Raw genomic sequence first — 10,891 nt, forward strand, 5'->3', positions numbered from 1 at the left:
GCTGCCATCCGGATCAATCCCGCCGACGCCAAAGATACCGTAATCAACCTTGTAGCTGTTAAAGAACGCCTCGACCTCAGGCCCCAGAACATCGCGGTCACGGTTGCGAAGACGCCCGCCAATCAGGGTCACCTCAAAGCTGTCATTGGTGGCTGCAACATAGGCGACATTGAGGTTATTGGTGAAAATCCGAAGGTCGCGATGTTGCAACAACGCATTGGCGACAAGTTCCGGGGTGGTGCCAATCGAAAAGAACAGCGACGCCCCGTTGGGAATTTCGCGCGCCACCAGGGCCGCGATCTTGCGCTTGTCATTGACGTTCAGAACCTTGCGCGCCCGATAGGCGATGTTTTCATGCTCAAGGGCTGGTTCAACACCGCCGTGGCGACGGCGTAGCAGGCCCTCATCGCACAGCGCATTCACGTCGCGCCGGATGGTTTGCGGGGTGACGTCAAAGCGTTCTGCAAGTTGTTCGATGGTGCGAAAGCCATCAGCACGGACAAGTTCGACAATGCCTGCCTGGCGTTCGGTTGGGCGTTTTTGCATGGAAACGTGTCTTTGGTGTTGTTCATTTGAAAAGCAGCCGAATGGTATGTCGCGACCATGTCGGTTGCGTTACCGTTTCGCGGCAATACTATGAAACAAACCTTACGCAAGCAGGGCGTAAACCCCAACGAAAAAGGCCGCCCGTTGGGCGGCCTTTGAAATTCGATCAGGATTTGAAGAGGTTTTCGGCCGCTTCCATGTAATCGGAAGTCTTCGGCTCGTCTTTCTTCTCGTCCTTTTTCTTGCCGGGATAATCCGGTTCCGGATTGATCTGCAGTTCTTCCGGAAGTGGATCCGGCTCGACATCCTTGGCGATCTTTTCCGGGTTCTTCGAACGTGCAATCACGACCTGTTTTTCAAGGTCAAGCTCGGTGCAAAGGCCCATGGTCACCGGGTTGCGCGGCGTCAGGTTGGCCGAGTTCCAGTGCGAACGATCACGGATCTTGCCGATGGTGTCCTTGGTGGTGCCGATCAGCTTGCAAACCTGCGCATCGGAAAGTTCCGGATGGTGTTTGAGAAGCCATGCAATCGCATTCGGGCGGTCCTGACGTTTGGAAACCGGGGTATAGCGTGCACCCTTCGACTGCGCGCGCGGGCGCGGCAGGTCGGATTTCGCCATTTTCAGGAATTCGCGCGGGTCTTTTTCGCAACGCGCGATTTCTTCTTTGGTCAGCTGACCATTGGCAACCGGATCAAGGCCAACGATACCCTGGCCGACGTCGCCGTCTGCGATGGCCTGAATTTCAAGCTCATGAAGTTCGGTAAAGGCAGCAATCTGCCGGAACGACAAGCCGGTATTGTCGATAAGCCATACAGCGGTTGCTTTGGGCATGAGGGGCTGTGCCATATTTCCTCCTGTTTCCTTCTTTCTCTCTGGAGACCGGCGATGGGTATAAGGCCCAAAAAGCGCGGGAATGTCTGCCCCAGAATATAATCTCTTTAGGTGGTCCGGCAATGCAGCAAGGTCAACCGCGGGGGTTGCTGCGCATCATCGGATCCGCCATTGCGTTCTTTTCGATCAATGTGCGGGTAAATGCAACAATCTGTTGCGGCGTTCTGAAAAGAATATTTCTTTCAGGACCGCAAGCATAGCAATGTTGCCTTGGATCGGTCAGATAAAACTTATCAGACCTTCGTCCATACGCGATCAGTCGACTTCCAGTATCACTTTTCCGATGTGCGCGCCACCCTTCAATGTGGCATGTGCCTCCGATGCCTGTTCAAGCGGGAAGGTCTTGTAAATTACGGGCGCAACTTGACCGGATTCCAGAAGCGGCCAGACTTTTTCGCGCAACGAAGTTGCAATTGCGCCTTTGTTGGCAACCGGCTGCGCACGCAACGTTGATCCCATCAGCGTCAGACGTTTGAGCAACAGCGGGGTAAAGTTGGTTTCCGCCTTGGGTCCGCGCAAAAACGCGATGATCAGAATGCGCGCTTCAAATGCTGCTGCCTTGAAATTCCGACTGACATAGTCGCCTGCAACCATATCCAGAATAACATCTGCGCCTTTGCCATCGGTTGCGGCTTTGACCTCTTCGACAAAGTCGTGGGTCTTGTAGTTGATCGCAACATCTGCCCCCAGGTCACGGCAGGCCTGACATTTTTCGTCTGATCCGGCGGTGGCAATAACCGTGGCGCCAAATGCCTTGGCAAGCTGGATGGCGGTGGTCCCAATCCCCGATGTGCCACCATGCACCAGAAATGTCTCGCCCGCCTTCAGCTGAGCTTTGTCAAAGACGTTGTGCCAGACCGTGAAAAAGGTTTCGGGTACCCCGGAGGCGGCTGTCATAGACATGCCTTTGGGTACCGGCAGGCATTGCGCCGCTGGTACTGCGGCATATTGGGCATAGCCGCCGCCGGTTACCAGTGCGCAAACCTTATCCCCGCATTTCCAGTCGGTGACGTTTGATCCAACGGCAACAATTTCGCCCGACAGTTCAAGGCCCGGGATTTCTGACGCACCGGGCGGGGGCGGATACATGCCAGCAACCTGCATCAGGTCCGGTCTATTCACCCCACTTGCCGCAACCCGCACCAAGACATCATCCGGGCCACAGTCCGGCACCGCGACATCACCCAGCACAAGGGCAGGTGTGTCGGTGTCTTTCCTGATCTCGACGGCTTTCATCTTTTTGGGAAATTCTGGATTGGACATCGGGACCTCGTTGGCGAAAACTGCGTTTTATACCTATCTAGGACATGAAGGAAATTCAATGCCCCTGACCTGACAGGGAATAATGGAGGATGATTGTGGACGAAGAAGAGTTTGCTGTTCTCAAATCGGGTGAATTTGGCTTGCCGCGCAATCTTGAAGGAATGTCGGTCGCCAGTCTGAAAGACTATCGCGCCGCGCTGGAGCGTGAAATTAAACATGTGGATGAGACGCTCGAACACCGCAAAGGTGTGACCGAAGGTGCAGAAGCATTTTTCAAGAGCTGAAACCCCATCTTGATGCTTCGGAGCAGCATGTTCGATTACTAGACGTGAGGATGGTTTTTTTTAAACCTGCGGTTAATTGAAAATTAAACTTGCCGTCTTATATGTGGAATAGAGGGTCATCTGATGGCTCTCTTGTCGAACGTGATGTTTCGATGCCTCCCTGTTAAACTGAGCCGCCCTTTTTTGGGCGGTTCTTTTTCTTTGTGATTGATTTTTAGCGACTTAGTGGCCTGCCAATTAAGGCAGTACGCATCTGTGTTTCCGTATTAATCCGCAAAAAGGTACGGGTTAATACGTATTGTCACATTTGTGCCATGAATAGCCTTGACCGCCTCTTAAGCGATGGCTAAAGTTCGCACACAACAAAAACAAAACCAAAAAAAAGTCCGGCAAGTTTAGCAGGTTGAGGTGAGACCGCCCCGAAAGTGGGCGGTCTTTCTATTTGCGTAATTCCCGTCTTGAAGCCGCTCAAAACCTTCCCAATATATTCAGGATGACTCAAGAGCATCCCCCGACGTCAAAGGCGGCGTCGTATCAAAGCAATTTCTCGGTTGTTCATTTTTCGCGTACCTACGATGAAGCCTTTACGCTGCTGGTAGAGGCACGGAATTACCTTTCCGCCCATCGAGGCCAAAGCAAGAAACAGGGCAGTCGCGAAGCCGTTGCACAATGCGTCGAAGAGATGCGCATGACCACGCGATTGATACGGGCAATGGCGTGGCTTCTTGCCGTGCGTGCTGTTGAAGCGGGGGAAATCCCCTGGGATGAGGCTGTCGATATCGATGATCTGATGGTCGATCTTCGGGTCTGTACGGTCAATCCGCACGAGGAATATGGTTTCCTCTCGCCCGGTCTTCTCGATCTGATGGGGCGTGCCCATTCACTTTATATGCGTACCGCCCGTATGGAATTGCAGGTCGCCGCGCGCTGCAACGGCTAAAAGACAGCAGCCTTACCCGAACATCGTTTTTGCCCAGGACTGGTTGCGGCGCGGTTGGTTGATAACCGCGCATAGCGCATTCTGGTGATCACGGGATATAGAAGAGGGGCAGCTCAGCTGCGGGCTTGAACCTGGAAGACCTCAATCGGGTCGGTAAAGCCCTTCATCTGGCGTGTACCTTGCGAGACAAAGCTTGCCCGACTGCCGCTATAGGTATTCTTGACGTTTTCTGAAACCAGTGTTTCGTCACCGCCTGCTTGCGCACAGACACGTGCGGCCAGCTGCACCACACTGCCAAACAGGTCGTTTTCCTCGGCAATGGCTTCACCGGCATTGATGCCGATGCGGATCTGGAATTTCAGATCCTGGCTGGCATTGTGGGATGCCATGTTTTTCTGGATTTCAATGGCGGCCTCTACCGAACTCGCCGAGGACGGGAACACGGCCATGATGCCGTCGCCCATATGTTTGACTTCCTTGCCATAGTTGTTGATCAGGGCCGTGCGCACGATCTGGTTATGGATATGCACCATCTGCTGCGCGCCATGATCCCCGAGTTCCTGGGTTTTGGCTGTGGAATTGACGATGTCGGTAAACATCAGGGCATGAAGCTTTTTGCCACCGGCACCTTGGGGGCCCGCGGCGGGCTTGTCGCTCCAGTCATTGATTGCTTTGGCAACCGATGACGTGATGCTCTTTTCATCTTTGATATAGGCGTCCATCGACTGGCGGCCCGCGCCATACATATCCTTGTATTTCGGCTCAAGAATATAGTCGTCGACATTCTTGCAGAAAGTCTCGGCCATGCTTTTGTTCGCGCCCATCGCCGAAATGCAGTCCCGCAAAATGACGCGCCCGTCCTTTTGATCCAGCGCGTGTTTTTCACTGCATGCATCACAGGCCCCGGCGACATAAAGGTTAACGCCAAACTTGTGATAGGCATCAAGCGAGGTCACTTTACGCTGAATGGCTTCGATCGATCCGGTGATGAAGTCGCGCATCTGTTCGCGCGTCGCCCGCATTTCGCGTGTTTCGACCAACGGTTTTTCGGGCGTATCGTCAATTGGCTCCGGTGCGGCCTCTGCCGGTGTGTCGTCCTGCGCGTCTTCTGCGACCTCTACGTCCGTGTCACCACCCTCACGGGCCATTTCGGCCGCCATTTCTGCGGCTGACTTGCGGCGCACATCCGAACCAGATCCCTGTGTGTTGCCCGTGCGATTACCGTTGCGGGCCGATTTGGATCCTGTCGAACGAAAAGACGCCATCGAAGATCGGCGTGCACGTCCCTTGAACTTTTTGGTCAGCGCCATCAGCATCGGTACGACGCTGGCCAAAAAACCAACGGTGAAGGACAGGAAGTTGGCCTTGTCATAAAAGCCCTGACTGATCTTGAGCCCCATCCCCGGCAGGAATTCAAGCCCCTTGGCCGCAAGCAACATGGTGGCAAGGCCAACCGCAATCGCAACGCAGAAGGCCACCATCATCTTAAGGCCAAGGCCAATAAGGGTCTGGCTTTCTGCAACCGATGCAGATGGGCGAACAGCTGCGGGTTTCTTCTCGCTCGCGGGTGCCGCATCGTTGGGCTTGTCGGCAGATGTATCTGCCTTTGGCATCATTGGGGCGGGTGCAGGACGCTGGGCATCGGCCTTGGGCGGGGCTGACCGCTTTGGCTTTGCCTGCGGGTTGGTGTTTTCCAGTCTGCCCGGACCGCGCGTTTCGTAAATCACATACTCGTCAGAGCTGTTGGTTGCGTGGTCGTAAACCTCGCGAATGACTTTCACGCCCGAAACGTGATTTGCACGCTCGATCTGTTTGGCTTCTTCTTCTGCCTGCTTTCTTTGCGCACCAGTAAAGTGACCGTGGATCTGCCACCGGCCTGAACGGTCTTTAACATAGACCTCATAGCTAACCTGGTTACGTGCTGTCACTTGATTCATCTAAGAGCCTGATCATGCGTGCATGCAGAACAGGGCAGCAGAATCGGTGCCGCCTTATCCTAACGAATGGGATTATGGCAAAAAAATGCCGAAATCACCATCAGATATGCTCAATAACAGCCGAGAGTTGTTCCAACCATAGCTTTTTACCGTCGGCAGCTATGCAAATTCAGGGTTTAGACAAAGAAAAACGCCCGCGGCATCAAGAAGATGCGACGGGCGCTGATCCCACAGAACACAGAAGCGTGTTCTTTGCTTAGTTGCCGATATTGAAACCAGCGAAGCGCTTTTTGAACTTAGCAAGCTGCCCGCCGCTGTCCAGAAGACGGTGAACACCAGTCCAAGCCGGGTGGCTTTTCGGATCGATGTCGAGCTTCAACACATCGCCCGGATTGCCCCAGGTCGACTGCGTGGTGAAGGTGCTGCCGTCAGTCATCTGAACGGTGATCTCATGGTAATCGGGATGGATATCTTTTTTCATCGCCTATCACTCCGGAATTTGAAGCGCGGTGTATAGTGTAAAAAATCGGCTCGCGCAACCCCTGTAACCGGTAATTATCCGATTAACGCCAAATGAGGGGAGTGCAGTAGCGATCAGGCGGTCGTTTAACAGTGGTTGACCCATGTTTCAAGCTTTTCTCGCACCCGTGCTTATGCATACTTGCACAGGCCTCTTTATATAGTATGGTGCGCCAACAATTGATTGTCGCCTTGCCGGGGCATTGGACCCCGATGATAGACGGAGAATATGACTGTGGCCCTTGAGGAAACCCGCTTCCATCAGCTTGCAGACGAAACCATCGAAACGCTTTCTGATGTTATTGATGATGCCTTGGGCGATGACCTTGATGTTGATCTGCAGTCCGGCATCCTGACCATCGAACTCGATTCGGGCGAACAATTCATCATCAACAAGCATGGTCCGAACCGTCAGGTCTGGCTTTCTTCGCCGGTCAGTGGGGCAAGCCACTATGACTTTGATGAAGACAACGAAACCTGGACCTCGACCCGTGGTTCGACCACGCTCCATGATCAGCTTTCGGCTGATCTTGCTGTCAAAACCGGGAACAAGCTTGATCTTGGCTGATCTCTTTATATCGGCCGCGAGGTTACCACTGCATACGGAATAAAGTGCCTTGGCGCGTACACCGACTTCTTCTGCAAAACTCACCGATCGTGAAACCAGCCGGAACCTTTCGTCGCTCCGTGCCATTGTTCCGTTCGTTACAAAATACCGTTTGCAGCTGTTCGGCGCGCTGATCGCACTGGTAACCGCGTCTGGCACCGTACTTGCGCTTGGCAATGGCCTGCGCATGCTGGTTGACGAAGGCTTTGCCGAAGGTGATGGCTCGCTGCTGGATCGGGCATTGTTCGTTCTGTTTGCAGTAACCCTGTTGCTTGCGGGCGCAAGTTACATGCGCTTCTTCCTGGTTTCCTGGATCGGGGAACGCGTGGTTGCCGATATCCGCTCCGCCGTATACCGCCATATCATCCGACTGGACTCAGCCTTCTTTGAAGTCACACGAACCGGAGAGGTCCTTTCGCGTCTGACAACCGACACCACATTGCTTCAGGCTGTCATTGGCTCAAGCGTCTCGATCGCCCTTCGCAATGCCCTGATGTTTGTCGGTGGCCTGACGATGTTGGCCATCACCAGTCCCAAGCTCACAGCACTTGTCTTGCTGGTGGTGCCGTTGGTTGTCATTCCGATTGTCGGATACGGCCGACGCGTGCGGCGTTTGTCGCGAGAGTCGCAAGACAGAGTAGCCGACGTCAGCGCCTTTTCCGAAGAAACCCTCAACGCGCTGCGCACCGTGCAGGCCTATACCCACGAAGAAATCGAAAGCCAACGCTTTAGCGGCCATGTCGAAGGAGCCTTCAGAACAGCGGTTGCGCGTATTTCTGCCCGCGCCCTTCTGACCGCGATTGTTATCGTCATGGTGTTTGGTGCGGTCGGCACCATCCTTTGGATTGGTGGGCATGATGTGCTTGATGGCACGATCTCGGCCGGGGAACTTTCGGCCTTTGTCTTTTATGCCGTGGTGGTTGCCGGGTCGGTTGGTGCCATCAGTGAAGTGATCGGTGATTTGCAGCGTGCGGCGGGTGCAGCGGAACGCCTTGTTGCGTTGCTGTCGACTGAACCTGAAATCAAGGCGCCGGAACAGCCCGTCGCGTTACCGTTGCCCCATCAGGGCCATGTCAGTTTCGAAAACGTTACCTTCCATTATCCTGCCCGCCCGGATCGCTCGGCCCTTGAGGGGCTCAGCCTGTCGGTCAAGCCGGGCGAAACGGTTGCGCTTGTTGGCCCTTCGGGGGCAGGCAAGACCACCGTGTTTCAGCTGCTGCTGCGCTTCTATGATCCGGCAAGCGGTGTGATCAAAGTTGACGGGATCGACATCAAGGCGGCCGATCCGGTCGCAGTACGCGAACGCATTGGTCTTGTTGCGCAGGATCCGGTGATCTTTGCTGCCAGTGCATGGGACAACATCCGCTATGGCCGTCCGGGGGCAAGTGATGCCGATGTGCGTGCGGCTGCCGACGCTGCGCATGCCAGCGAGTTCCTTGACCGCTTGCCGGATGGCTTTAATACCTTCCTGGGTGAAAAGGGTGTGCGACTGTCGGGCGGTCAGCGTCAACGCATTGCGATTGCGCGCGCGATCCTGCGCAATCCTGCCATCCTGCTTCTGGATGAAGCCACCAGCGCGCTTGATGCCGAAAGTGAACAGGTTGTTCAAAAGGCACTTGAAACCATTATGAAAGAACGCACCACGCTCGTGATTGCGCATCGTTTGGCAACGGTTCTGCATGCAGACCGGATTGCTGTGATTGATGATGGCAAGCTGGTAGCGGTCGGGACGCATCAGGAACTGCTTGAAAGCTCGCCGCTTTACGGGCGCCTGGCCAAGCTTCAGTTTGAACGCGACGCAGCCTGATCTCAGGATAAAGCCAAAGCGCGCTGTATGGCTGTCCGCTATTCGCTTTCTTTACTGCCACATTCTCCCGACCCAAAACGCTGAGCCAAAGCTTTAGCGCAGACATCTGTCTTGATGTCGCAGAAACAAAAAACCCGCCACAAGGGCGGGTTTTTGATTTTGGACCAATCGGGGTCTTATTCGGCGCTGGCGATCTTGCGGTTGCCGATTGACAGTTCAGCATACTGTTTGCGCAACACATCAGAATCCGCAAGGAAGCGATCAAGCTCGTCACCCTTAAGCGTCTTGCCACTTGGCATCTTCACGCGGATCGGGTTGACCTGTGCATTGTTTTGCAGGATCTCGTAATGCAGGTGCGGACCGGTAGAGCGGCCGGTAGTGCCAACATATCCGATGATATCGCCCTGCTTGACCCGTGATCCCTGCTTCAGGCCCTTGGCAAAGCCATTCATATGGGCGTAGGCGGTGGCATAGGAATCATTGTGGCGGATCTGGATGTAATTGCCATAACCGCCATTGCGGCCAATCTTGGCAATCGTGCCGTTACCGGCGGCAAAGATCGGTGTGCCGGTCGGGGCAGCAAAGTCGATCCCCTTATGCATCTTGGTGTAGCCAAGGATGGGATGCTTGCGTTTGCCATAACCCGATGACAGACGTGCGCCGTTGATCGGTGTGCGCATCAGCGCGCGGCGATAAGATTCGCCCTTCTGGTTATAGAAGTCGGTTTCGCCGTTACTGTCGGTATAGGAATAAAGCCGAACCTCATGACCGCTCAGCGTCATGCTGGCATAAAGCACATCGCCATACCGTACGCGTTCACCGGCATCGTTTTTCAGTTCCTGATACATGATCTCAAAACTGTCGCCCGGCTGAATGTCACGCTGGAAGTCAACTTCATAGGAATAAAGTTCGATCAGTTCCATCAGAACCGGAATCGGAACACCGTTGCGTTCCGCTGCCAGAAACAGGCTTTGCTCGATCGTGCCCGACGCAACATTGCGCGAAGGTGTCAGTTCGATTTTGTCCGAGGATGCCTGATAGCCGTCATCGGTGCGCGAGACCGAAACAATGGTTTCCGGATCCGGCTGGAAGCTCATCTGGTCCAGAAGTTCGATATCGTCCTGCCCGTCAGCAGCATAAACAAGGTCGAATTCCTGACCGGCGCGCAGTTTGCGCGGATTAAATACATCGCGTAGGGCTTCGATCGCGTTATAGGCAGATGTCCGCTCAAGGCCTGTGGCGGTCAGTGTCGCCATCAGGTTGGATCCCTTTTCAAGGACAACCGTCTCGCGGCGTGGTTCAAGATCAGGGATACTGGCGGTTTCTGTGACGTCGGCGTCACCCCCCATAACATGGCTCTCTGCAGCGCTGGCAGACAGGGCAGTATCCGAGGCGTTCGAATAATGATCAGATAGCAGATATCCGGTTGTTCCCCCCAGAATTACCATCACGCTCGCAATAGAAACCAAGTCTCTTCCGGCCATTGCCGCAGAACTCCCCTAAAAGCCATTTGTCAGTTCACCCGGGCCGTCGCTCTTGTTGGCAACATCGCCAAGAACCTTATACATAAAAGATTTGGCGATGTGAAATGCGAATTGCCGCAGGTAAAAGTGGAACCCGTCCCGACATAATGGCGCGATTTCCTTTACGAACCGTTGAGGGAATCCTGCTGCCTTGGTCGTGATGGGCGGCGATCATGTGCCAGCCCACAGTGGCAAGAACATGGCAGCCGAAAACAAAATGAAATCCAGTTCACAGGGCCGCCGATCAAGCGCGCGATATGACATATATATATGTGTCGCTCTCCGGCTGTGTTCGATGTGAGCAAACGACTGCTTCTGATGTGGTCAAATGAGCTTTATGGAATGACGTAAATGCAGACCGGTCTAATCCATGTTCAACCACGGCTTCTCAACCACGGGATGAAGGGTGAATTCCCCCGGTTCCGGCCAGTTTTTGCCCTTTTTACAAAAATGTCTTTTTCTGACGTTTTTTCTCAAAAAAGGGTTTGACAGTTTTGGGAGTGGGGCCTATAACCCGCCTCCACCGACGGGGTGCGGCGCCAACGAGATGGCGACGCGGACTTGGCGGTTTCG

10 protein-coding genes are annotated in these 10,891 nt (G+C 54.3%); 4 read left to right on the forward strand and 6 right to left on the reverse strand.

The genetic code is table 11. The annotated features are described in order from the left end of the window. The 3 genes from B3Z49_RS20480 to B3Z49_RS20490 all read right to left on the reverse strand — a co-directional run. Positions 1-546, reverse strand: a 546-nt coding sequence (locus tag B3Z49_RS20480; protein WP_296994336.1) for a DeoR/GlpR family DNA-binding transcription regulator, incomplete at its 3' end; no start/stop codon positions are given. 166 nt (positions 547-712) lie between these two features. Beyond that, on the reverse strand, positions 713-1,393 hold the full coding sequence (locus B3Z49_RS20485) for a DUF1013 domain-containing protein (protein ID WP_008891656.1): 681 nt from the start codon (positions 1,391-1,393) through the stop codon (positions 713-715). Positions 1,394-1,693: 300 nt separating this feature from the next. After that, entirely contained in the window at positions 1,694-2,701 is a 1,008-nt protein-coding gene (locus B3Z49_RS20490; protein WP_296994341.1) for an NAD(P)H-quinone oxidoreductase, read from the reverse strand. 89 nt (positions 2,702-2,790) lie between these two features. On the opposite strand from B3Z49_RS20490, the gene B3Z49_RS20495 reads away from it, so the two are divergent. Then, positions 2,791-2,985, forward strand: a complete 195-nt coding sequence (locus B3Z49_RS20495) for a DUF1192 domain-containing protein (RefSeq protein WP_296994343.1) — start codon at positions 2,791-2,793, stop codon at positions 2,983-2,985. Between the two features lie 493 nt (positions 2,986-3,478). After that, positions 3,479-3,925: a DUF1465 family protein gene (locus B3Z49_RS20500; protein WP_296994346.1), complete on the forward strand. Its 447-nt coding sequence runs from the start codon at positions 3,479-3,481 to the stop codon at positions 3,923-3,925. A gap of 113 nt (positions 3,926-4,038) precedes the next feature. Here the strand turns inward: B3Z49_RS20500 and B3Z49_RS20505 are convergent, their stop codons facing one another. Next, positions 4,039-5,862, reverse strand: coding sequence for an adenylate/guanylate cyclase domain-containing protein (locus B3Z49_RS20505; protein WP_296994349.1), 1,824 nt, complete (start codon positions 5,860-5,862; stop codon positions 4,039-4,041). A gap of 256 nt (positions 5,863-6,118) precedes the next feature. Further along, positions 6,119-6,343, reverse strand: a complete 225-nt coding sequence (rpmE, locus tag B3Z49_RS20510) for a 50S ribosomal protein L31 (RefSeq protein ID WP_008891651.1) — start codon at positions 6,341-6,343, stop codon at positions 6,119-6,121. Positions 6,344-6,610: 267 nt separating this feature from the next. On the opposite strand from rpmE, the gene cyaY reads away from it, so the two are divergent. Next, complete coding sequence (gene cyaY, locus B3Z49_RS20515) at positions 6,611-6,949, forward strand: iron donor protein CyaY (RefSeq protein WP_063088989.1); 339 nt, start codon at positions 6,611-6,613, stop codon at positions 6,947-6,949. 49 nt (positions 6,950-6,998) lie between these two features. Further along, the gene (locus B3Z49_RS20520; protein WP_296994358.1) at positions 6,999-8,795 is read left to right on the forward strand and encodes an ABC transporter transmembrane domain-containing protein; all 1,797 of its coding nucleotides are present in this window, start codon (positions 6,999-7,001) and stop codon (positions 8,793-8,795) included. Positions 8,796-8,971: 176 nt separating this feature from the next. On the opposite strand, the gene B3Z49_RS20525 is transcribed toward B3Z49_RS20520, so the two are convergent. Beyond that, entirely contained in the window at positions 8,972-10,144 is a 1,173-nt protein-coding gene (locus B3Z49_RS20525) for a M23 family metallopeptidase (RefSeq protein ID WP_296994361.1), read from the reverse strand. Positions 10,145-10,891 lie beyond the last annotated feature (747 nt).

It is taken from the genome of Thalassospira sp. UBA1131, assembly GCF_002311515.1.
GTDB lineage: Bacteria > Pseudomonadota > Alphaproteobacteria > Rhodospirillales > Thalassospiraceae > Thalassospira.